Raw genomic sequence first — 23,037 nt, 5'->3', positions numbered from 1 at the left:
GGGGCGATCCGAGCAACTTTCCATGCACTCGGGCCCTCTAATCTTCGCGACACACCAACGGCGAAAGAGGACAGTGCAATGACGAGTGGGTCTTCCACATCCGGCAGCGATCCCGTGATCCTCGACGAGTACACGCTCGAGGACGGCACCCGGGTTGTGGACGTCGATACCGACGGCGACGGCGAGGTCGACCTGTCGGCGCTCGATACCGACGGCGACGGTACTTTCGAAACCCAGGTCGAGGACACCGATGGCGACGGCCGGATCGATCTGATTGCAACCGACGCGGACGGTGACGGCTATATCGATTCGGTTGCCGGTGATCTCGACGGAGACGGTCGGTTCGACGCGGCAGTGTTCGATGTCGACGGTGACGGTGAAGTGGATGCGGTCGTCGACCTGCACAGCGGCGCGGTCGACTACGACGGTGACGGTGTCGCCGACGATTACATCGACGTCTCCGGTTTCGACTGCTCGACCCAGGACGACAGCTCCTCCGCAGACCTCGTCTGAGCAAGCTCTTCACAGTAGGTCCTTCGCACTATTACGAGATCCGCATCATCGAACCCGGTGATGCGGATCTCGCGCGCTGTCAACCGAGTTGGGTCGCCGGCCGGAGCAGGATCTCGTTGAGGACCAGGTGGCGGGGGCGACCGAGAGCGAATGAGATGACCTCGGCGACCTCCTCGGGCTTGACGGAGGCTACGTCGTAGCCCTGCTGCACAGCCTGCCGGGTCGGCTCGTGCGTGATGTGCGTCGGCAGCTCGGTGTCGACGACGCCGGGCTCGATCAGCGTGACCCGGACGTCGGGTAAGAGCTCCTGACGCAGCGATTCGGACCAGCCGTTCATGCCCCACTTCGTTGCAGCGTAGACGCCGTTGGAGGCGCGAGCCGTGCGTCCGGCGACCGACGAAATGTTGATGAGATCGCCACCCCCGTCCTTGATCTGGTCGAGGAAGACCTCCGTGGCGGTGATCGCGCCCAACAGGTTGACTTCGATCATGCTCCGGTAGTCGTTGCGTTGTTCGGAGGAGAACGGGCCCAGGAGCATGGTTCCGGCATTGTTGACGAGCACGTCCGTGACCCCGAGCTCGTCCTGAACCCGCTGAGCTGCGGTCACGATCGCGTCGCGGTCGGTGACGTCGGCTTGGATCGCGATTGCTCCGTCGCCGAGTTCTGCCGCGATCGACTCGATGCGATCGCGGCGGCGTGCCAGCAGCGCTACGCGGTATCCGTCGGCGTGGAGGGCACGGGCGGTGGCGGCGCCGATCCCGGACGACGCGCCGGTGACGACCGCTACGCGGTGAATGTTCTGAGAATCGGTCATGTGGAGGTTCCTTCGTCCTGTGAGGTAGTGTGCGTTCAGTTCTTCGATGTCGGCTGCTCAGCGGCCGGCGTGACGGCAAGGCTGCCGAGTAATGCGATCCGTTCTTCGGTGGGACTACCGGGTTCGGCGGTATAGCCGAACATGTGCCATTCGGGATTCGCCGGCAGATCCATTGCTTCGTAAGCCAACTCCAGATCGCCCACCTGGGGGTGGCAGATGCGTTTGATCCCGGTGCGGTGGTGGCGGACATTGTGCGCGGACCATCGAACACGGAATTCGTCACTGCGGGTGACGAGTTCGCCGATCAGGTCGGTCAGCCGCTTGTCACGCGGATTCTGGCCGGCGTAGGTGCGCAGGGTGGCAACGATGTCGTCGGCGCCCTGCTCCCAGTCAGGAAAGAAGTTCCGCGACGCAGGGCTGAGGAACATATACCGTGCGGTATTTCCCCGGCCAGCAGGATCTTGGAGCAGCGGTGCATACAACGCCCGGCCCAGAGGGTTCGTGGCGATGACGTTCATGCGCCGGTCGCGCACCCACACTGGTGCTCCGGTGATGGCATCGAGGAGGCGTTGCAGACCGGGCCGCACGGTCTGGTCGGAGCGTGTGCGACGCCTGGCCGGTTGTGGGTTCGCAGCCTGAGCAAGGTCGTGCAGGTGGTCGGTTTCCGCCTCGTCCAACTGTAGGGCCCGAGCAAGGGCGTAGAGGACTTCCGGAGATACTCCGGACAGGTCGCCGCGTTCCATTCTCGCGTAGTAGTCCACGCTCACGCCGGCGAGCATCGCAACCTCCTCGCGCCGCAGTCCCGGTACCCGGCGGCGACCGCCGCCTATGATGCCGGCCTGGTCCGGGGTGATCCGGTTGCGTCGACTGCGCAGGAACTCCCCGACCTCATTTCGCTGATCCATATCGTCGACGGTAGGGCTGACGCGCCGGTTTTGGGGCGTACCGCCAGTACACGGATCAGCAGGCACTTCCGCCGCACATAGGAACACAGTGGAATCGGTGCATGGCAGAATTCGCACCCACCCACGACATCACGCGGCGTAGACCACAAACTCTGCGCACCGGGATGGTTCTCGCGATCGTGCTGGTCAGCTACTTCATGATCGTGCTGGACAATTCGATCATCTTCACCGGCCTACCGCAGATCCAAGCCGACATGGGCCTGTCTCCGGGTGGTCTGGCGTGGGCGCAGAATGCGTACACCCTGGTCTTCGGCGGCCTGCTGCTGCTCGGTGCCCGTGCCGGCGACCTCCTCGGCCGACGGCGGATGTTCGTCGTCGGTCTGGTGTTGTTCGGCTTCGCGTCGTTCCTCGTGGGGACCGCGCAGAGCGAGACGTGGATCATTGCCGCCCGCGCCTTTCAGGGGATCGGCGCCGCCATCGTTGCTCCTGCTTCCCTCGCGCTGATCACTGCCACCTTCCCCGCGGGACGGGAGCGCACTCGCGCGGTCGCCGCATACGGCACCACCGCCGGCCTCGGCGCCAGTCTCGGTCTCGTTGTCGGCGGGGCCCTGGCCTCGGCGCTGTCCTGGCGGGCAGGTTTCTTCATCAACGTGCCCCTCGCGATCATCCTGATCCTTGCCGCGTGCAAGTATCTTCCGGCATTCGAGGCCCACGAGGGGCGGTTCGATCTGACCGGTGCGATTGCCTCGACTCTGGGCATGGGCGCTCTCGTCTACGGCATAATCAACGCCGGAGAGCAAGGGTGGACCGATCCCGTGACTACCTGGCCGATTGCTCTCGGCGCAGCCGTTCTGATCGTGTTCGTGGTCAACGAACGGAGAGCGAAGCAGCCGATTCTGCCGTTGCGGCTCTTTGCGAGCGCAGAGCGGTCCGGAGCTGCGGTCGTCCGGCTGCTGTTCGCCGGTACGATGATTGCGTTCTTCTTCTTCACCACCCAGTTCTTCCAGGGCGTCTACGGCTGGACACCATTGCAGGCCGGGCTCGGGTTCTTGCCCATGAGCCTGGTCCAGTTCGTCTCCTCGCTGTTCGTATCCCGACTCACCCGTCGGTTCGGTAGTGCACCGGTACTGGTGGTCGGCCTCACGCTTGTCACTGCCGGAATGGCATGGATGACGCAGCTCACCGGCGAGGCCCCGTTCCTGGCAGGGGCAGTCGGACCTCTCGTTCTGCTCGGTCTCGGGCAGGGCCTGGCCTTCGGTCCGCTGACCGCGGCGGGGATCGCCGGGGCCCGCGCCGAGGATGCAGGTGCTGCCTCCGGGTTGGTCAACACCGCCCACCAGCTCGGCAGCACCTTGGGCGTGGCGATACTCACCGCCGTTGCCGCGGGCGCCGTCACCCTCGAACAGCATGTGATCGACGCATATCTCGGTGGCACCGTGATGCTCGTCCTCGCTCTGATGGTCGCCGGCATCACCCTGGCCCCACACTCCTTCCCGCGCGCCCGCCAGTCTCCTGCAACGACAATCGCCGATGGGGGAAGCAGGGATGCGCGCGGGAAGGAGGGTCGCTAGTGCTCAGCGCGGGAGGTACTGCCGGGTCTGTGTCGAGTCGGTTACATTGAATCAATTAGACAGCAATGCTGTGTAGTGTTTCGTCCAAGGATGTCAATACCTGGGACAAACTTCCTAGAAAAAACAATATTGCTGTCTAGTTTGGTGGTGGAGATCGAGTGGATGAACGTGTCGATCGGTTGAGGGAGAACGTGGTCGCGTTCAACCGCAGGATTCGAAGCAACAACGCTGGTCATCTGATGACGCCGACACAGATGCAGGCGTTGTCCCATCTGGATCGGTCGGGACCGTTGAGTGCACGCGCCCTCGCCGATCTCGAGCAGGTAGCTCCGCAGACCATTGCTCGCACGGTGTGCACCTTGGAGTCCAGGGGCATGGTCACTCGTTCAATTGATCCGAAAGATGCTCGATCGCAGCTGATTTCGATCACAGATTCGGGAGTCGAGACGCTGGCCGCGGATCGTGCACGGCGCAGTGAGTGGCTCGCGGCCGCGCTCGAAGAACGCTGCACCGATGCGGAGCGGGAGCTGCTGTTCATCGCGGGCGGTCTGTTGGCTCGCCTGGCCGAGGTTCCATGCCCGCCACCGAGGGGGTCGCGATCGTGACTGCCCTCAGCAGTCGGACTTCGCCCGGAGCGGAAGATCTCCCTGTTCCGTTCCGGGTGAGTGGCGCGCTCGCGACCGGCAGCGTATTGCAGCCGCTGAACTCGTCGATGATTGCCGTTGCCATCGTCGGTATCGCCGCCCAGTTCGGGTCGACCTCTGGGGTGTCCTGGGTCATCTCGGCGATGTACATCACCACTGCGGTGGGTGCGCCCACGGCGGGTCGTTTGGGTTCGCTGTTCGGGGCGCGGCGCGTGTTCGTCGGTGGTTTGCTTCTCGTTGCTGCCGGCTCGGTCGTCGGAATGCTGGCGCCGAGCGTGGGGTGGCTGATCGCAGCGTACGTTCTGCTCGGCATCGGGATCTCGGCGCACATGCCCAACGCGATGACGATGATCCGCAGCTACGCGGAGCGTTATGGGCGTTCGTCGCGGACCGCACTCACCACATTGGTGGTGTGTGGCCAGTCCGTCGCTGCTCTCGGCCCCACCATCGGGGGACTTCTCGTGGGCACGTTCGGGTGGCATTCGATCCTCTGGGTGAACCTGCCGGTGGTGTTACTCAGTGCGATCGCTGTGATACGGGCCGACGTCGGATTCGCCGGCGGCCGGTCGGCGTCCGCGGGTGAGGCCCTTCGTGCGCTCGACGTGATGGGCATCGTGCTGTTTCTGATCGCGATTACGTCGTTGATGCTGTTGCTCGTGTCGTTTCGGGATCGTCCGTTGTGGTGGTTGCTGCCGGTGGTCGGCATCGGTTCTGTTCTGTTTGTGTGGTGGGAATTGCGGGCACCGCAACCCTTTTTCGATGTTCGCGCCTTGGTGCGCAATCGTGCGCTCAGCAACACACTCGTCCGGACTATGGTCACCTACACCTGCTTCTATTGTGTGTTCTTCGGTATTCCCCAGTGGCTGCAGTACGTGAGGGGGATGAGCGCGATCGAGGCGGGTTTGACGATGCTGCCGGTCGCGGGAGTGAGCGTCATCGCGACGATCGCCGGATCTCGTCTCTATCGGAGGGTGGGGGCCCGGGCGACCCTCCTCGTCGGCACGGTCGCACTGCTGGTCGGCGGGATTCTGATTGTGTCCGTGGAGCGCTCGACAGCGCCGCTGCTGGTGTTGCTCCTGGTTGCGGCGGTGCTCGGCATCCCCAACGGATTCAACAACATCGGTAATCAGAGCCTGGTCAACGCCGTGAGTTCGGTCGAGGAGGTGGGCACAGCGATCGGGATGTTCCGCACGATGGCGTTCATCGGAGCGAACCTTTCTGTGGTTGTCCTACAGGTGACCGCCGGGAACTCGATCGACGACGACGAGGGACTCCATCGGATGGCGTGGTTCATCATCGCCGCCGCCGCGGCTCTGGTTGCCGGGGTCGTCTTCTCACGCCATATGGGACCGAAGGGTGAGGTGCGAGGGGTGGGGCCCGGGCACTACTCGGAGTAAGCGAAGCTGAGATTGTATATACGTCTTACTGTTCCTATATAAGAACTAACGCGCTAAGCTCGGGTCGGAGAAGACATGAGGTTTCACCGACTCCGGAGGTCCTATGACCGTGTTGACCGTGCGCCACACCACCCCGTCGTTTCGTACCTACTCGGGTGAGAATGCGCTGGACCTGCTCTCGAGAGAGCTCGACCGCCCTCGGCCTCATCGCGTGATGCTGATGTGTGGCGCATCGATGCTGTCTCATCGAGAGGCACTCGAACGTGTCGAGTCCGCGCTCGGCGAGCGATTGGTGGCGCGGTTCGCCGAGGCGCGTGAACACAGCCCGTTGCCGGCTGTCGAGAAGGCTCGTGAACTCCTGGTCGACTCCGGGGCGACGGCGGTGGTGGCGCTCGGCGGCGGCTCCGCGGTCGTGACTGCACGGGCGGCGGTGATCCTGGCGGGTGAGGGCGGAGATATCCGAGACCTCTGCACCAGGCGAGCGGAGGACGGCCGGATGATCAGCCCCCGATTGTCGGCTCCCAAGGTGCCGATATGGGTTGTTCCGTCCACACCCACCACCGCCTATGCAAAGGCCGGAGCTGCGGTGCGGGACCCGGCGACGGGGGAGAGGCTGGCGCTCTTCGATCCGAAAGCGCGGGCAGCGGGTGTTGTCTTCGATCCCGTAGTCGCGTCGACGGCCCCGGCCGCTCTGGCGCGGTCGTCGGCGCTCAATGCCTTCGCGATGGCGGTCGACGGGATGCAGTCCACGCGCGGAAACCCGCTTGCAGAGGCGCTACTCGGTCAGGCACTGACCGTGCTGGGTACCTGGATCGGTCGCATCGACGAAGGGCCCGGCCCCGAGGCTGCCGTCCAGTTGATGTTCGGCGCACTCCTTGCAGGTCAGGGCAGTGATCATGCGGGCACGGGCTTGGCTCAGGCGCTCTCGCATGCTCTGGGTCCGCGCTCGACGGTCGGCAACGGTGTCGTCGAAGCCCTGCTCCTGCCTCATACGATACGTTTCAATCTCGGCGTGACCGATGGGGCCATGATCCGGATCGCTCGAGTACTGGGTGTGGTGGGAGCCGAATCGCCATCTCTCGCGATCGCCGCCGTCGAGGAGGTGCTCACCTCCGCGCGTATCCCGCGCCGCCTTCGTGAGGTAGGCATCGAACAGGCCGACCTTCCCGACGTCGTCGACCACACCCTGCGCGACTGGGCTGTCACTGCGGTTCCTCGCCCTGCGAGTTCTGAGGACCTGCGACAGATTCTCGATCAGGCCTGGTAGCTGCGCGTCCGGATTCTCGTTTCGCCGCCCGGGGATGTGCCGGATCGAGATCCGTCCCACTCCGGGTGTTCACATTTAGGTCCAATAGTTCTAATATACGAACAACGGTGCCGCGCTGACTCCTCCCCAGCCGGTGCTGACGACACGAACACCGTCACATCCCGCCGGTCGGCACCACGGAATCGGCCGCTCATCACAAGGAGAGACGTTCATGACGACACAGCCGCAGAGTTGGTCCTTCCCCCTGTCGAAGGACAACGGTTCCGCACCGATGTTCATCGACGGAGGTTGGTCGGCATCGATCTCGGCCGCGACATTCCCGACCTACGATCCGGGAACCGGGGAGAAGATCGCGGACGTAGCGCTCGGCTCGGAGAAGGACGCCGAGATAGCGGTCGCCGCAGCCCGCCGTGCCTTCGACGAAGAGCGATGGATGAGACTGCCGGCGCAACAGCGCGGAGCGATTCTGTGGCGGGCATCGGAGCTGATCAAGTCCTCGGCCGACGACCTCGCAGTGCTCGAGAGCCGGGATATGGGAATCCCCGTTCCCCAGGCGCGTGCCATGGTGCTCGAAGCGGCCGCCCAGTTCCAGTACTACGCAGGCTGGGCAGACAAGATCCACGGTCGCACCGCGGATTTGGGGCCGGCCGAGCGGCGTATCCAGGGCTACACCCTGAGGGAACCCGTCGGCGTGGTCGCGATGATCGTGCCCTGGAATGCACCGCTGATCTCGGCATCGAAGAAGCTTGCTCCCGCGCTCGCTGCCGGATGCACCTGCATTCTCAAGCCTGCTGCCGAAACACCGCTCACCGCACTGTGGTTGGGGCAGATCCTCCACGAGGCCGGCGTGCCGGCGGGTGTGGTCAACATCGTCACCGGCCCCGGCTCGACCGTCGGATCCGCCTTGGCCGAACACGACGACGTCGATGCTGTCGCGTTCACCGGTTCGACCGAGGTCGGACGCTCGATCATCAACGCCGGTGCCGGCAACATCAAGAAGCTCTCACTCGAACTCGGCGGCAAGTCGCCGGTCATCGTCATGCCGGACGCAGATCTCGCAGCGGCCGTCCCCGGCGTGGCAGGAGCCGTCTTCTGGAACACCGGGCAGGTCTGCGCGGCGGGTACCAGGCTGTTCGTCCATGAAGCGGTCTTCGACCAGGTCGTCGAGGGCGTTGCGGAAGAAGGGCGTCGTCTGCGCATCGGCTACGGGGCGGATCCGGACGTCGACCTCGGCCCCCTGATCTCCGCCAAGCAACTCGAGCGCGTCACCGCCTACGTCGACGGCGGACGTGAAGCGGGTGCTCGCGTAGTGACCGGCGGCAGCCGGATCGGCGACAAGGGCTACTTCTTCGAGCCCACCGTTCTGGCAGATGTCGACCAGTCGATGGCCGTCATGCGGGAAGAGATCTTCGGCCCCGTTCTGGGGGTCATGCCGTTCTCCGACATCGACGAAGCCGTTGCTCTCGCGAACGACACCTCCTACGGACTGGCCTCGAGTGTCTGGACACGCGACGGCGCGCTCGGCCACACCATCGCCAGACGACTGCGCGCCGGACGCGTGGGCATCAACGTGCACCGTGCGGGCGGCGTGCACATGCCTGCCGGCGGCTACCGGCAGTCGGGATGGGGACGCGAGAGCGGTCCCGAGGCAATGGAGAACTACCTCGAAACGAAGTCGGTCGTCTCGACCCTCGACTGACGATCCCGATCGGAATCGGAAACAGTCACTTACAGAAGACCTTCCAACATCAGGAGAGCCATGACCCAGACACAGGACGCCGAAATCGGACGCGAACTCGCGCAAGCGCGGTTCACCGACGAGATGCTCGAGAACATGCGAGCACTGATCGGTACCGAACTGCGTACCGCTTCAGCGGTCAACAACGAGTACGCCACCCGCTTGGCCATCCTTCGCTTCTCCGAAGGCATCGGTGACGACAATCCCCTGTGGACCGACCCGGAGTACGCCGCAGGAACGGCTCACGGGGGGATCATCGCCCCGCCGTCGTTCATCTTTGCGTGCCTCGGATCGGTCCAGGTCGGCTGGCCCGGGCTCGGAGGGTTCCACTGCGAAACCACCATCGATTTCCACACGCCGATCCGCGTCGACGACAAGATCACGGCCAAGGTGGTGTTCGACGGTTTCGACGGCCCGACCGAGGGGAGCAACTTCGCCGGGCGCCGCATCAAAGACTACCTGCGTCAGGAGTACCGAAACCAGAACGACGAGCTCGCAGCGACATTCATATGCTCGCGCATGCGATTCGAGCGCACCGAGATGCAGGCGAAGCGTGAGTCGCGCAAGATCGAACTTCCGCACCCGTGGACCGACGAGGAACTCGAACAGATCGAGAACGACATCCTTGCCGAGAAGCCACGCGGCGCCGAACCGCGCTACTGGGACGACGTGCAGGTCGGTGACGAACTCGACGTCATCACCAAGGGACCGATCGGATTGACCGACGAAATCGCGTTCATCGCCGCGGGCGCCGCGCCCATCCCGCGCATCTCCGCACACGGCGTTGCGCTGCGCCGCTACAAGAAGCACCCCAAGTGGGCCTTCCGCGACCCGTCCACGAGCGCTCTCGAGCCCGTCTACTCGGTGCACTACAACGACTACGCAGCAGGCCTGCAGGGCGCGCAGATCGCGTACGACGTGGGCATCCAGCGCACCTCATGGCAGATCCACCATCTGACGAACTGGATGGGCGACGACGCATTCCTCGAGTCGATCCACGGCCAGTACCGCTCGCATGTCTACTTGTCCGATGTCGTCCGCCTCGGTGGCCGCATCACCGACAAGCTCATCGACGACGCCGGGCACCGTGTCGTCCACGTCGAGACCTGGGCAACCAACCAGCGCGGCCAATCGGTGATGCCCGGTTCGGCCGTCATCCGCTTGCCGCACCGCGCGGACGCAACAGAGGAGAGCGCCCGGTGACCGTCGAATCCACCACCACACAGTGGGGTACCTCGATCGAGCCGGTCGTCGTCGACGGACGGACGTACCGGATGTATACCCACCGTCCACGAAACCTCGGTTCGCTGTTGTCGCTCGCGGATCGCTGGAACGACCGTGCCTACATCGTGCAGGGCAACCACGTGGTGACCTTCGCCGAATTCCATCGGGCGGTACGGCAGCGTGCCGCAGAACTGCGAGCACGCGGCGTCACCGCCGGCGATCGTGTGGTGATCCTCGGATGGAACAGCCCGGAATGGATCGTGAATTTCTGGGCGGCGGTCGCCGCCGGCGGGGTCGCGGTTCTGGCCAACGCATGGTGGAGTGAGAGCGAACTCGCCGATTCGCTGGACACAGTGGCCCCGAGGTTGGTCGTTGCCGATGATCGGGTCGCTGGTCGGGTGCCGTCCCAGTGGTCGCTGTTCCCGTGGGACCTCGAGCGCGAGACCGACTCGGAGGCGCTGGTCGAGTTACCGACAGAAGCGATCGACGAGAACTCGCCGGCGGCCATCATCTTCACCTCGGGAACCTCGGGACGGCCCAAGGCCGCTGTCCTGTCCCACCGGTCGCTGCTCGCGGGACTGCAGATGCTCCTGCACATAACCCGACGGCTGCCGCATCAGGTGAGCGAATCGACCGGCCAGGCGGCGCTGCATACCGGACCGATGTTCCATGTCGGTGGTGTGCAAACGCTCCTACGGGCAATCTGCGTGGGCGACACGCTGGTGATGCCGGCAGGCAAGTTCGACGCCGCCGAAGCGATGCGCTTGATCGAACAGTGGCGCATCCAGCGGTGGAGTGCGGTCCCGACGATGGTCTCGCGCGTGCTCGAACACCCGGATGTGCATACGCGCAACCTGACCACGTTGAAATCGCTGACGGTCGGTGGCGCACCGATGACGCCGGAATTCGTCGACCGAATCCTCACCGGCCTTCCCGGCGTGGAACCGCGAATCGCCACCGGATACGGCCTCACCGAGAACGGCGGGCAGGGCGTCGCGGCCTCGGGAGCCGATACCGTCGAACGCCCCGGAACCACCGGACGGGCTCTCCCGTGCGTCGAGATCAGGATCGCGCCCTCCACCGAGTTCACGGACGGTGAGATTCTGCTGCGCAGTCCCACACAGATGCTCGGGTATCTGGGGGAGAGCGAATCGCCGATCGATTCCGACGGATGGCTGCACACCGGCGACCTGGGTCGATTGGACGACGACGGATTTCTGTGGATCACCGGACGGTCGAAGGACATGATCATCCGGGGCGGGGAGAACATCGCCCCCGCAGCGGTCGAAGCGGCGTTGACCGCTCTACCTGATGTCGCGGACGCCGTTGTGTTCGGCATTCCCCACTCGGACCTCGGTGAGGATCTCGTGGCTGCGGTTGTGCTCACCCACGACCGCGGTCCGGAAGACCTGGCGGAACAGTTGCGCGGTCGGATCGCGTCCTTCGCGATTCCGAGCCGATGGATCCCGCACCGCGAACCGTTTCCGGTCAACCATGCGGGCAAGATCGACAAGAAGGCGGTCGTTGCTGCCGCACGACAGCTCCTCGAGGAGGCCCGATGACCGGCGGCGTGGCCACCAGTACCCAGGGGAGCGTAGGAATCGTCGAGGTGCAGCGGGGACCGCACAACTTCTTCGACGAGTCCGGTCTGAGCGAGATCGGTGAGGCGCTGGTCCACTTCGACTCCGTCGCGAATGTCCGCGCTGTCGTGCTGTGTTCGCAGGGACGGAATTTCTGTGCCGGCGCTGACCTGCGAGGAGTGGACCAACACATTCTCCGCCGGGTCTACCGTGCAGCAGCGTCGCTGTTCACCACCCGCAAACCGATAGTCGCCGCAGTCCAGGGCGCAGCGGTGGGAGGAGGGCTCGGTCTCGCAATGACCGCAGACTTCCGCGTCGCAGGTCAGGATGCCAGAATGACCGCGAACTTCGCGAGGCTCGGATTTCACCACGGGTTCGGATTGTCCGTCACCCTGCCCGCGGTCGTCGGACAGCAGAAGGCGCTGGACCTGCTGTACACAGGCCGCAACGTGGACGCAGGTGAGGCACTGGCGATCGGGCTCTGTGATCGGGTCGCAACGGGTGACCCGCGGGTTGACGCGATCGGGTGGGCCACCGAGATCGCAGAATCCGCGCCGCTGTCTCTGCCTGCCATCAGATCCACGATGCGCCGCGATCTTGCCGCACGGGTGACCGCAGCGCTCGACGAGGAGGCGACCGCACAGACAGCATTGCTGGCCACAGCGGATCTTCGCGAAGGAATCGCGGCGTCGATCGCCAAGCGAGCACCGGTATTCGTGGGAACGTGAAATGAAGGCGGTAGCGGCCTTCCCTCCGAGGGATGAGGTTAGATTGTGACCGTGAGTGAAATTTCCAGCGACCGAGCGGACCGAGGTCCCCAGAACCACCGGACGATCGACCGAGTGACTCGAATCCTCGAGGAGGTCGTCTACAACCCGGGCATGACCTTCGCGGAGCTTTCTCGTGCGTTGGACGCTCCGAAGAGTTCGGTGCACGGTTTCATTCGCGGCCTGGTCGCTGCCGGATGGCTCCACCAGGACAACAACCGGTTCTACATCGGCCCGGCCCTGCACGGCCTGACGCTGGCGAGCGGACACTTGCGTGCGGGCTCGGTCACCGACGCAGACCTGCAGGCCCTGCACGAAGCTGCGGGCGTGACGGTGTTCCTCGGCGTGCAGGCCGGGGACAACCTCATCTATGTGTCCGAAATCGGCGCTGATCTGCTGGCAGGGTTCGGTGCCCGCAAGAACATCCGCCGGAGACTGCTCGAGACCGCAGGCGGCAAGGCGTTGCTGGCCAACCAGCCGCCGAATCAGATGGATGGGTACCTTCGTCGGTGCGGAGAAGAGGAAGCGGCACTTGTCGACACCTTCCTCGGCGAATACGACGAGATCAAGCGCACCCGCATCGCACGGAACACGCTCCACGCCGGTACCAGGTTCGCACTGGCCACCGTCGTTCGAGACAAGACCGGGAAAGCTGTTGCCGAAGTGACCCTGGTCGGCCCGAGTGTCGAGATGCTGCCGCGCGAGCAGGAACTGAGCAAGATCCTGCTCGACCACGTCGATACCTGGCAGCAGCGGATCGATTCCCGACGCTGAGGCCGAGTACGGCGCGGTAGGCCGGTAGTCAGCTGTCGGCGTGCTCGGTGTCACGGCAGGGCAAGCTCGAGCCGGAACGGCAAAAGCATTGTTCCACATCGGAATCAATCATGAGTCCGAATAGCTCGGCACTGACTTCGAGGACTCCGAGAAAGGAGTGCTGCTATGGAAGCGGCCTCTTCACCTGAACCGACAACCTTCGTCCTGCTCCACGGCGGGCGCCACGGTGGGTGGTGCTGGAAGCGTGTCGCAGCGCTTCTCCGTCAGGGTGGGCACGAGGTACACACCCCGACCTTGACGGGGCTCGGTGACCGTGCCCACCTCTTGAATCGGAGTGTCGGTCTCGATACCCACATACAGGATCTCGTCGCGACATTCACGTACGAAGACCTCCACAATGTCGTACTCGTCGGACACAGCTACGGAGGAATGGTGGTCAGCGGAGCGATGGAGGCCATCGCCGACCGCGTACAGACGGTGGTCCTGCTCGACGCCCACATGCCATATTCCGGAGAGTCCGTCTTCGATCTCAACGGTGAGGAGCGCGCTGCGGCGATGGTCGCTCTGGCCGAGGAGCACGGCGACTCGTGGTACATCCCACCGGCCGATGCCAGTCGCTACGGCGTCACCGACCCCGCCGATATTGCGTGGGCGAACAGCCGAATGACCGCTCAGCCGTTGAAGACCTACCAGGATTGTATCGGCGCGACCGATCGAGTCTGGAGTCACTCGGGAATGTTCATCGAGTGTGTTCCTTCGTCGCTCGAACAGCACCTTCTCGCGCGCGCTCGGGCGCGCAGCACGGATGATCCTCGCTTCCACTATCGCGTGTTGCATACCTCCCACAACGCCATGGTCACCGATCCTGCAGCTGTGGTGGAGCTTCTGTTCGAGGCCCGGAGTCTTGCCGGGGTCGATAGCTCGGAAGTGCCTTCGGCTTCCCTCTGAATTCCGAACCCCACTTGAGCTTGCTGATCCCCCGGCTCGGAAATGCCTGCAAAGTCTCGTGAACGGCCGCGTTCGTCGCTCCACTGTTGCGCGAGCGATGATCCGGGCCGGGCGCCGGAGGGGTCCGTGACGCTCGGGTGGAGTCCGGGGCGAAAGGGCTGCTTACGCAGATGGGAACGGCAAAGTGGGTTATCGATGCAGTCAAACTCGGTGAACTGCAGGATGTTCCGTCAGAGCTGATCTATCTCGAGGATCGATCCCAGCGAACGTGCAGCCTGCCACTGATCAGGTTCGTCCTGCGGTCGGATGACAGAACGGTCGTCGTGGATACCGGTGGTCCTGCTGAGGACGAGGAGGTCCGCCGCAAGATTCCCTTCGGCTACGTGGTGGCGGAGGAGGAGCGAGTCGAGAACGCACTTGCCCGGGTAGGGGTCCGTCCAGGTGAGGTCGATCTTGTGATCAATACGCACCTGCACTGGGATCACTGTTCGAACAACGATGTATTCGGCAATGCCGAGATTCTGGTCCAGCGGTCCGAGTTGAGCTATGCGGCGGCTCCCGGTCCGGATGACGAGCGCGCCTACAGGATTCATCCCGATTCGATTCCGCCGTTCACCCGGTGCCTCGACAGGATCCGTGAGATCGAGGGTGGCACCGAAGTAGCACCCGGATTGGGGGTCCTGCCCTTGCCCGGTCACTCGCCCGGCTCGCAGGGTGTTCGTGTCGACACGGGCACGGGGACTTTCGTCATAACGGGCGATTGTATCGACGCCGTGGACAGTTGGAGGCGATGGGATTCCGAGGCCCCGCTGCCGTCAGGGCGGTTCACGGACCTTGCCGATTTTCACGCTAGCCTTGCGCGTCTCGAGGGCACCGGCTGGACGCCGCTACCCAGCCATGATCACGCCGTAGTGGACACGGGCACCTTCGGATACTGACCGGCCCGTTACGCCTCCGCTCCCGCCGTGGAGAGTGACTCGTCGGCGAGGCTCGAAATCAGAAGGAAGTCTTTGATGACACCAGAAGCCAAGAACGGCAAAGTGATACCGGTCGCTCAACCTGCGCGTTCCGATAGGCAGATGCGCCGGATTGCGCTGGCGGGCTTCACCGGCACAGTGATCGAGTTCTACGACCTGACGTTGTACGCGGTGACAGCCTCGTTGGTCTTCGCCAATGTGTTCTTCCCTGCGCTGGGGCCGATGGCCGGCACGATCGCGGCTTTCGGAACTCTGGGGGTTGCGTTCGTTGCACGCCCTGTCGGAGCGTTGATCTTCGGTCATTTCGGCGATCGGCTCGGCCGCAAGCGCATGCTGGTGACGACCCTGGTCCTGATGGGCGGTGCGACGGTCGTGGTGGGTGCGATGCCGACGGCGGAACAGATCGGCGTCGCCGCGCCGATTCTGATCGTCCTCATGCGCATCGTCCAGGGTATCGCGGCAGGCGGTGAACTGGCGGGAGCAGCGCTTTTCAGCACTGAGAGCGCGCCGGACGCGAAGCGTGGGTTCTGGACGATGTTCACTTCTTTGGGTGGAGGCTTCTCCATCGTCCTCGCCAACGCCACTCTGCTGCTGGTGGCGATCTCTCTCCGACGAGCAGTTCGCCTCGTTCGGGTGGCGAATTCCATTCCTGGCGAGTGGGATTCTCATCGTCGTGGGTCTGTATATTCGCCTGAACATCGAGGAGAGTCCCGTATTCGAGGACGAGGTCAAGACCGATGTCGAAGGCGAAAAGGGGCGTTCGCAGATGCCGTTCCTCGTGGCCTGGCGTCGTCAACCGCGTCAGATGCTCTTGGTTGCGGGCCTGTCGATCATGCAGGCCGCATTCACCTACCTCGGTGCTACCTACTTTGCGAATCTCGGAACGCAACAGCTCGGCTTGGCCCGAAGCACGGTACTGGCAGCTGGCATCGTAGGGGGCCTGTGCTGGGCACTCGGTGTCGTTGTCGGAGCGATCGCGTCGGACCGGGTGGGGCGCCGCCCGGTGCTTGTTGTGGCGACTTCGGTTGCGGTCGTCTGGGCCCTGCTGGTCTTCGCCATTCTGGACACGGCCTCCGGTGGTGTGTATCTGTTGCTGCTGTGCGTAACAATGTTCCTTGCGGGCCTCGAGATCGGCCCTCTCAACGTGATGTTGTCGGAACTGTTCGAGACCGAATACCGCTACACAGCATCCGCTTTCGCATACAATATAGGATTGGTACTGGGCGGAGCGGTGCCTCCGATGGTCGGCGGTGCGATCACACTTGCATTCGGTCCTGTGGCCTTCGGTGTCTTCGTGGCGGGGCTATGCTTTGTCAGTCTGCTCAGCGCGATCGGTCTGCCCGAGACACGCCATCGAGATCTGCGTGATGTATCGGGTCCGATTCTTCGATCGAACAACTGAGCCGTGACCGGGCAGGGAGGTACCGAGAGGGGAGGGAACTGCCACCATGACCACCGAATCTGTAATCGCAGTCAGCGGGGCTACGGGCCATATCGGGCGAGCAGTCGCCGGTCACCTCACCGATACTGCGGCTCGTCTGCGACTGGTGGTGCGCGATCCGGATCGCGCACCGACCGGGGCCTGGGGCATCGTGCAGGCGGAATACGGCGATCTGGCGGCGGCGACCGCAGCACTGCGCGGAGCGCAGGTGCTGTTCATGGTTTCGGCAGCCGAGAGCGCAGACCGCCTCGACCAGCACTGCACGTTCATCGACGCGGCCGCCGATGCGGGTGTACAACATGTGGTCTACACCTCGTTCCTCGGAGCATCTCCTGAGGCCACGTTCACGTTGGCGCGCGACCATTGGGCAACCGAGCAGCACCTACGCGCATCCGGGATGGCATGGACTTTTCTGCGCGACTCGTTCTATCTCGACTTCCTTCCTACTCTCGCCGGCAGCGACGGGGTGATCCGCGGACCGGCTGCCGATGGTCAGGTAGGTGCGGTGGCGCGCGAAGATGTCGCGCGTAGCGCCACCGCCGTCCTGTCGGATCTCGACGCGCACGCGGGTCGCACCTACGACCTGACCGGTCCCCAGGCCCTGACCCTCGCCGAGGTCGCTCGCATGATCACCGATGTGAGCGGGCAAGAGGTCACCTACGTAGAAGAGTCCGTCGAGCAGGCGTACGAGTCGCGTCGGCACTACGGCGTCCCGGATTGGCAACTCGACGCTTGGGTGTCGACATACACTGCGATCGCGGCAGGTGAACTCGCGCCTGTGACCGACACGGTCGAACAGCTGACCGGTACCGGTCCGATCGGTCTCGTCGACCTGCTGCGGCGACCGTGATCAGTTCCGGAGGCGGCAGGACTCTCCACGTCGGCAATCCGGATACAGGTCGAGAAATCAGCGCCCCTGCACGGCTTCCAGTTGGCGCTCGCCGTGATCGGTCCCCGGCTCGTTCGTGCTGCCGCGCGTGAGGGTCACCAGACTCAGGAGGGCAATGGCGCCGGCAGCGAGCATCACTATTGCCATCGGGATGGCGCTGCCTTCCCCGGCGAGTCCCACCAACGGTGAGGCGAGGGCAGCCAGGGTGAACTGAAGTGCGCCCAGGATCGCGGATCCCGTTCCGGCGTACTTCTTGGCCTGCTCTGTGGCCAATGCCGCGGCATTGCCGAAGACGAAGCCCAGCGGCGAGATGGCCAGGAAGAGCAGGACGAGGGTGGGCACAAGTGGTGTATCGGCGAGCGACACGACCGCCAGCAGAGCGGCACTGGACACCAGAAGTCCGGAGACCCCGACGTACGTCATCCGCAGCGGCCCCACGGAATCCGCCAGCCGCACCGCGACGATGCTGGTGATGGTCAGGCCCAGGGCGTTGAGGGCAAAGATCAGTGAGTAGGCGGTAGTGCCGAGTCCGAGGATGTTCTGGATCACGAATGGCGAGGCAGCAATGTAGCCGAACATGGCGGCCATCGAGAACGCGAAGGCGGAGGTGAATCCGAGGTATCGCTTGTTGCGGAGAACGCGCCCGGCGTTGGAGAAGAGTTCGCTGACGCCTCCCCTGCTGCGAAGTTCCTGTGGCAGGCACTCTTTCAGGATGAAGAACGAACCGATCAACATGATCAGGTTCAAAACTGCCAACACCCAGAACACTCCGCGCCAACCGGCGAAAGCGATGACTCCGCCGCCTGCCAGCGGCGCGAGAACCGGTGCGATGCCACTCACCGCCATCATGATGGAGAACAGCTTCGCGGCCTGCGCTCCGTGAGCTGTATCGGAGATCACGGCGCGTGCCAGTACGACACCGGCAGCACCTGCGAAACCTTGCACGAATCGCATGCCGATGAGGAATTCGACATTGGGTGCGACGGCGCAGAGCGCGCTGGCGATCGTGCAGGCGAAGACGCCGATCAGTAGCGGCTTGCGTCGGCCGAACTGATCCGACAACGGCCCGATGACGAGATGGCCCACGGCCATGCCGAGCATGAATGCGGTGAGCGTCAGCTGAACAGTGGCGGCGCCGGTGTCGAAATCCACCATCATCTGGGGAAACGCCGGCAAATACATATCGATGGCAAAGGGGCCCTGTGCACTCAGAAGCGCCAGCATGGCTATCAGGGAGGCTGTGGTCGTCGAAGTCTTGTTCACGGCGAGAAGTGACTCTCTTTCGAATCGGTAGATTGGTTATGTTCACATAGGTATGTCTCCATGTCAAAATGGTGGGATGGACAAGGCGCATGAGACGGCGAAGACCCTTATGGAACTGGCCTGGTGGGTTCAGCGGAAGGGTCCCGTCCGGTCGGGGCTCGAGCCACTACCGGCCGCTGAGCGCGCAGTGCTTCGATATCTGGAGCACCACGAGGGATCCGGCGTCACCGAAGTAGGGTCGGCGTTGAACATGAAGACGTCGAATGTTTCTGCCGTGGTCAGTGGCCTGAGTGAGCGTGGGCTGATCGAGAAGTCCTCGGATCCTCGAGACAAGCGGAAGTCGTTGCTTCATCGGACGGATCTCGCCCGAGCGAACAAGGGGCGGATCGACGCGGCGGTGACCGGCGCGCTGGAAGAGGTGCTGGGAGAGCTTTCTCCTGAGCATCGGGAATCGCTTTTCGATTCCCTCGAGGCTCTGAGTGAGGTTGCTTCTCGACTTCGGCCCTACGGGTAGGGCACTCGAAGTACTGCCGGCCGACATGTTCGTGTCAGCTGCCGCACCGGCGCCTCACCTCGCCGGCGCGGACTCCCATTGCATGTCGGTCGACTGTTCGGATCGAGGCTCGAGGACGACCCCGCCGGGGACGACCGGGCGGAGAGTGCGGTCCAGGTCGTATCGGATCGGAGTGCCGGTGGGAATCGCGACTTCACCGATGTCGTCGACGGTCATACGGTCGAGGTGCATGATCAGCGACCGAAGGGCGTTTCCGTGGGAGACGATCAACACTGTTCGACCACATGTCAGATCAGGCACGATCGCCGTCTCCCAATAGGGAAGCAATCTGATCTGCACGTCCCGAAGCGATTCCGTTGGGGGGACGTCGATGCCCGATCGGTGATAACGAGGATCGAGATTCTGAGAAAAGACACGCTCCGGTCGAATCGCGGGCGGAGCTACGTCGTAGGAGCGTCGCCAGATCTTGACACGCGCATTGCCGAATCTGGTACGGACATCTTCCCGGGATTGCCCCTGGAGATCCCCGTAGTGCCGCTCATTGAGTCGCCAACTGCGATGAACCGGAATCCAGTGACGTCCGGCAGCGTCGAGCGCTATGTCCGCTGTCCTGATGGCGCGTCGCAGTAGCGATGTGTGCACAACGTCCGGTAGCGCCCCGGCCTGACGGATCAGTTCGCCGGAACGGTGGGCTTCGGCCCGGCCCACGTCGGTGAGCGGGATGTCCACCCAGCCGGCGAAGCGATCGGCAGCGTTCCACGCGCTTTCGCCGTGCCGCAACAGAATCAGGCAGTGGTGTTCGGTCATGGTGACTTCCTTCACGAGTTGGCGTCCGCCGCAGATCCTTGTTGCCATCGACGCAGGACTGCCTCCGGACCGTGTGGGGCCGGAGGCAGTACTGATGTGGTCTTGCTCGTCACGAGACGGGGACGCCGTCTTCGCGGTCGAGGTCCAGTTGTTTCGTTTCGCCGATCGTCAGGATGCAGATCAGGCTCACTGCAGCGAGGCCTGCCATCACGAGGCCGAACGCGAATCCTCCCCAGGCGGCGATGATCGGTGTCGCGATCAGCGGGGGGATTGCTCCGCCGAGCATGCCTGCAAGGCTGTAGCTCAGGCCGGTCGCCGTGTAACGGTAGCGTGTGTAGAACAACTCGGAGAGGAAGGCGCCGAGAGGCCCCGTTGCGATACCCGAGATGAACATGGTCACAGGCACACCGACCGCGAAGGCGACCATCGATCTCGTTTCGAGGATCGGGAACAGCATCAGGGTCCAGACGATCGCCAGACACGCAGCCGTCATGATCATCCGGCGCCGACCGAATCGGTCCGAGAGGATCGCGCTCAGAATGACCGCAACGGATATCGAGAATCCGCCGAGTACCGCGATGCTCAGCACGTACGGGCGGGAAAGCTCCAGGATGCTGGTGCCGTAGCTGATCAAGTAGGTCCCGCCGATGTATGTGAGCGACATCGTGAATGCTGCAGCACCCGTTGCCAACAGGACTTGACGCGGCTGGCTCTTGAACGCATCCAGGAAGGGTGTGCGTGCCACGCCATGGCTCTTGATCTGCTTGGCGAACACAGGTGTTTCGTCGATGCTCAGTCGCACCCAGAGCCCGACCGCGACGAGGAGGATGCTGGCGAGGAAGGGGACCCGCCAGCCCCACGAGAGGAATGTTTCGTCGCTCATCCAGACCGCCGTTCCGAAGAACGTGGCGTTGGCCAATATGATCGCGCCGCCACCACCGAGCGACGGGAACATCGCCCAGAAGCCGCGTTCGGCCTTCGGAGCATGTTCTGAAACGAAGAGGACCGCACCGCCCCACTCACCGCCCGCGGCAAGTCCTTGCAGAATTCGAAGCACGACGATGAGAATCGGTGCAGCCACGCCGATCTGAGTAGCAGTGGGCATAAGCCCGACGAGAAGGGTTGCCACGCCCATCAGCATCATCGTGACGATCAGGGTTTTCTTCCTGCCGAGCCGGTCACCGAAGTGCCCGAACAGGATGGAACCGAAAGGCCGGGCGACGAACGCTACACCGAGAGTGGCGAAGGACGCCACGGTACCCGCGACCGCGCCCAGAGCGGGGAAGAAGACGGTCGGGAAGACGAGCGCTGCTGCGACACCGTAGATGTTGTAGTCGTAGAACTCGATCACGGTGCCGATGAAGCTCGCTGTCGCGACCTTCTTCATGCCGGGCGGCTTCTTACCCGAAGACGATCCGGAATCGGAACTCGGTGGGTGGACCTTCTCCTGCGAGTGAGTCATTGGTGCTCCTTGCTGCCGACGAGTCACGTGGTCCCGTGAGGGGAAGGTGGCGCCGGGTGTTTCTGATGAGGAGTTATGAAGAACTGGTGGATGATTCGGCTGAGGTGAGCGTGACCGAAGTCAGTCGAGGTGACCGTGTTCGCGCAGTACGTTTTCCGCGACGCGGAACGCTTCACCGGCAGCCGGGAGCCCGCAGTAGACGGCCGCTTGTAACAGCACTTCCTTGATTTCGGCGACCGTGCATCCGTTGGTGAGCGCGCCTTCGACGTGATGGGCGAGCTGTGCGGGTCGGTTGAGCGCTGTCAACATGGCGATGTTGACGATACTGCGCTGCTTCCGGTCGATGCCGTCGCGCGCCCAGATCCGCCCGAAGCAGACTTCGGTGGAGTAGTCGTGGATGACGTCGTTGAAGTCGTTCCGGACCTGGTCCTTCTTCTCGACGTAGTCCGCACCCATGAGTTCGCTCATGATCTGGCGGCCGGTTGCGTTGGCGTCCAATGTTTCTCCTGAATTCGGGAAGGGAAGTGGCCGGATCAGCCGCGGTCGAGAATTTCCTGTACTTCTTCTGCCGAGAGCTTGATCGACACGTTCGCCCGTTCGTTCACCAGCTCGAGAGGGGACTGGGAGTCGCGGCGGCCCCATCCGCGTTCGAGTGCTTCTGTGAAGTCGGCCTGCGCGACCTGAGCGCATCGCATCGAGACGTCGAGTTGATCCGCCAGCTCGAGTGCGAGACGAAGGTCCTTGTTGGCAAGCTCCAGTGCGAAGGAGGCCGGCTCGAACGCTCCTTGCAGGTACCGATCGCTGATCCGATCGAATGTACGAGACCGTCCGATGGCTCCTTGCCTGATGGCATGCCAGAGGGGGCCAGGCTCCACACCGGCCTTGACACCCATGGTGAACACCTCGGCGATGGCGAGGCGGATCGTGATGCTCGCACAGTTGTGTACGAGCTTGGCCGTATTTCCGGCACCGATCTCACCGACGTAGAGAATCTGATCGCCGATCGCATCGAGTACCGACTTGTACTCGTCGAACGCGTCTTCGTTGCCACCGATGTAGATGGCGAGTTTTCCGGTCCGTGCGCCCTTGGGGCCGCCACTGACCGGCGCGTCGAACAGTTCGACGCCGCGTGCGACGCACGCCGCATGCACTTCACGGACCACGGCGGGCGAATTGGTTGTCAGGTCGAACCAAGCGCTGCCGGGGCGCATGGTGGTCAGCAGCCCTGCATCGCCGAGGCCGACCTCCTGCATTTGCACCGGGCCGGGTAGCGAGGTGAAGACGATATCGGCCTGGCGGCCGAGGTCTGCCACGGTGTCGGCCCACTGTGCGCCGGCTTCCTCGAAGGGCCTGCCGCTCTGCCTGTTGATGTCGTGCACGACAAGTTCGTAGCCGGCCGCGAGAAGGTTGTGGGCCATCCCCGATCCCATACCGCCGAGCCCGATGAATCCGACCTTCATCCGAGGACTTCCCTTCGTGATCATATATACGAACCAGAGTTCCTAATCAGGAACCAATTGAGCGTAGCTGTGGTGGCTGTCA

At 63.7% G+C, this 23,037-nt stretch carries 22 protein-coding genes and 1 pseudogene; 16 read left to right on the top strand and 7 right to left on the bottom strand.

Annotated elements, in window-relative coordinates:
• The first annotated feature begins 78 nt into the window (after window positions 1–78).
• On the top strand, window positions 79–513 hold the full coding sequence (locus Q7514_RS13085) for a hypothetical protein (protein WP_330133699.1): 435 nt from the start codon (window positions 79–81) through the stop codon (window positions 511–513).
• A gap of 79 nt (window positions 514–592) precedes the next feature.
• Here the strand turns inward: Q7514_RS13085 and Q7514_RS13080 are convergent, their stop codons facing one another.
• Together Q7514_RS13080 and Q7514_RS13075 are read right to left on the bottom strand one after the other, a co-directional pair.
• Window positions 593–1,327, bottom strand: coding sequence for an SDR family oxidoreductase (locus tag Q7514_RS13080; RefSeq protein WP_330133698.1), 735 nt, complete (start codon window positions 1,325–1,327; stop codon window positions 593–595).
• Between the two features lie 35 nt (window positions 1,328–1,362).
• Window positions 1,363–2,232, bottom strand: coding sequence for a helix-turn-helix transcriptional regulator (locus tag Q7514_RS13075; RefSeq protein WP_330133697.1), 870 nt, complete (start codon window positions 2,230–2,232; stop codon window positions 1,363–1,365).
• 101 nt (window positions 2,233–2,333) lie between these two features.
• On the opposite strand from Q7514_RS13075, the gene Q7514_RS13070 reads away from it, so the two are divergent.
• From Q7514_RS13070 to Q7514_RS13010, 14 genes and pseudogenes are all read left to right on the top strand, one after another.
• The gene (locus tag Q7514_RS13070; RefSeq protein ID WP_330133696.1) at window positions 2,334–3,803 is read left to right on the top strand and encodes an MFS transporter; all 1,470 of its coding nucleotides are present in this window, start codon (window positions 2,334–2,336) and stop codon (window positions 3,801–3,803) included.
• 158 nt (window positions 3,804–3,961) lie between these two features.
• The gene (locus Q7514_RS13065) at window positions 3,962–4,408 is read left to right on the top strand and encodes a MarR family winged helix-turn-helix transcriptional regulator (protein WP_330133695.1); all 447 of its coding nucleotides are present in this window, start codon (window positions 3,962–3,964) and stop codon (window positions 4,406–4,408) included.
• The gene (locus Q7514_RS13060) at window positions 4,405–5,844 is read left to right on the top strand and encodes an MFS transporter (protein ID WP_408016091.1); all 1,440 of its coding nucleotides are present in this window, start codon (window positions 4,405–4,407) and stop codon (window positions 5,842–5,844) included. The genes Q7514_RS13065 and Q7514_RS13060 overlap by 4 nt, the downstream gene beginning before the upstream one ends.
• A 103-nt stretch (window positions 5,845–5,947) precedes the next feature.
• Window positions 5,948–7,111, top strand: coding sequence for an iron-containing alcohol dehydrogenase family protein (locus Q7514_RS13055; protein ID WP_330133693.1), 1,164 nt, complete (start codon window positions 5,948–5,950; stop codon window positions 7,109–7,111).
• A 211-nt stretch (window positions 7,112–7,322) separates the two neighbouring features.
• Window positions 7,323–8,810, top strand: a complete 1,488-nt coding sequence (locus Q7514_RS13050) for an aldehyde dehydrogenase family protein (RefSeq protein WP_330133692.1) — start codon at window positions 7,323–7,325, stop codon at window positions 8,808–8,810.
• Between the two features lie 60 nt (window positions 8,811–8,870).
• Entirely contained in the window at window positions 8,871–10,052 is a 1,182-nt protein-coding gene (locus tag Q7514_RS13045; RefSeq protein WP_330133691.1) for an FAS1-like dehydratase domain-containing protein, read from the top strand.
• Window positions 10,049–11,635 (top strand): class I adenylate-forming enzyme family protein, encoded by a 1,587-nt coding sequence (locus Q7514_RS13040; RefSeq protein ID WP_330133690.1) that lies wholly within the window; start codon window positions 10,049–10,051, stop codon window positions 11,633–11,635. Before Q7514_RS13045 ends, Q7514_RS13040 begins: the two co-directional genes overlap by 4 nt.
• Complete coding sequence (locus Q7514_RS13035) at window positions 11,632–12,381, top strand: enoyl-CoA hydratase/isomerase family protein (protein WP_330133689.1); 750 nt, start codon at window positions 11,632–11,634, stop codon at window positions 12,379–12,381. The genes Q7514_RS13040 and Q7514_RS13035 overlap by 4 nt, the downstream gene beginning before the upstream one ends.
• Window positions 12,382–12,495: 114 nt before the next feature.
• The gene (locus tag Q7514_RS13030; protein WP_330133688.1) at window positions 12,496–13,194 is read left to right on the top strand and encodes an IclR family transcriptional regulator; all 699 of its coding nucleotides are present in this window, start codon (window positions 12,496–12,498) and stop codon (window positions 13,192–13,194) included.
• A gap of 165 nt (window positions 13,195–13,359) precedes the next feature.
• Entirely contained in the window at window positions 13,360–14,142 is a 783-nt protein-coding gene (locus tag Q7514_RS13025; RefSeq protein ID WP_330133687.1) for an alpha/beta fold hydrolase, read from the top strand.
• Window positions 14,143–14,312: 170 nt separating this feature from the next.
• A complete protein-coding gene (locus Q7514_RS13020) occupies window positions 14,313–15,080 on the top strand; it encodes an N-acyl homoserine lactonase family protein (RefSeq protein WP_330133686.1) in 768 nt (255 codons plus the stop codon).
• Window positions 15,081–15,155: 75 nt separating this feature from the next.
• A pseudogene (locus Q7514_RS33190) lies at window positions 15,156–15,656 on the top strand (MFS transporter); the annotation flags it as partial.
• Between the two features lie 136 nt (window positions 15,657–15,792).
• Window positions 15,793–16,521, top strand: coding sequence for an MFS transporter (locus Q7514_RS13015; protein WP_330133684.1), 729 nt, complete (start codon window positions 15,793–15,795; stop codon window positions 16,519–16,521).
• Window positions 16,522–16,567: 46 nt separating this feature from the next.
• Window positions 16,568–17,410, top strand: coding sequence for an SDR family oxidoreductase (locus Q7514_RS13010; RefSeq protein WP_330133683.1), 843 nt, complete (start codon window positions 16,568–16,570; stop codon window positions 17,408–17,410).
• A 57-nt stretch (window positions 17,411–17,467) separates the two neighbouring features.
• Here the strand turns inward: Q7514_RS13010 and Q7514_RS13005 are convergent, their stop codons facing one another.
• The gene (locus tag Q7514_RS13005; RefSeq protein ID WP_330133682.1) at window positions 17,468–18,712 is read right to left on the bottom strand and encodes a multidrug effflux MFS transporter; all 1,245 of its coding nucleotides are present in this window, start codon (window positions 18,710–18,712) and stop codon (window positions 17,468–17,470) included.
• A gap of 76 nt (window positions 18,713–18,788) precedes the next feature.
• Here Q7514_RS13005 and Q7514_RS13000 point away from each other — a divergent pair, with 76 nt between their 5' ends.
• Entirely contained in the window at window positions 18,789–19,226 is a 438-nt protein-coding gene (locus Q7514_RS13000; RefSeq protein WP_330133681.1) for a MarR family winged helix-turn-helix transcriptional regulator, read from the top strand.
• 54 nt (window positions 19,227–19,280) lie between these two features.
• On the opposite strand, the gene Q7514_RS12995 is transcribed toward Q7514_RS13000, so the two are convergent.
• The 4 genes from Q7514_RS12995 to Q7514_RS12980 all read right to left on the bottom strand — a co-directional run bounded on the left by Q7514_RS12995 (window position 19,281) and on the right by Q7514_RS12980 (window position 22,955).
• Complete coding sequence (locus Q7514_RS12995; protein WP_330133680.1) at window positions 19,281–20,033, bottom strand: 2,3-bisphosphoglycerate-dependent phosphoglycerate mutase; 753 nt, start codon at window positions 20,031–20,033, stop codon at window positions 19,281–19,283.
• 109 nt (window positions 20,034–20,142) lie between these two features.
• The gene (locus Q7514_RS12990) at window positions 20,143–21,495 is read right to left on the bottom strand and encodes an MFS transporter (RefSeq protein ID WP_330133679.1); all 1,353 of its coding nucleotides are present in this window, start codon (window positions 21,493–21,495) and stop codon (window positions 20,143–20,145) included.
• A 120-nt stretch (window positions 21,496–21,615) separates the two neighbouring features.
• Window positions 21,616–21,993: a carboxymuconolactone decarboxylase family protein gene (locus Q7514_RS12985; protein WP_330133678.1), complete on the bottom strand. Its 378-nt coding sequence runs from the start codon at window positions 21,991–21,993 to the stop codon at window positions 21,616–21,618.
• 35 nt (window positions 21,994–22,028) lie between these two features.
• Window positions 22,029–22,955: an NAD(P)-dependent oxidoreductase gene (locus Q7514_RS12980; protein WP_330133677.1), complete on the bottom strand. Its 927-nt coding sequence runs from the start codon at window positions 22,953–22,955 to the stop codon at window positions 22,029–22,031.
• Window positions 22,956–23,037: the final 82 nt, after the last annotated feature.

Source organism: Rhodococcus artemisiae (assembly GCF_036327795.1).
In the GTDB taxonomy this organism is placed as follows: domain Bacteria; phylum Actinomycetota; class Actinomycetes; order Mycobacteriales; family Mycobacteriaceae; genus Rhodococcus; species Rhodococcus artemisiae.
This window is presented reverse-complemented; position numbering and strand designations above follow the sequence as displayed.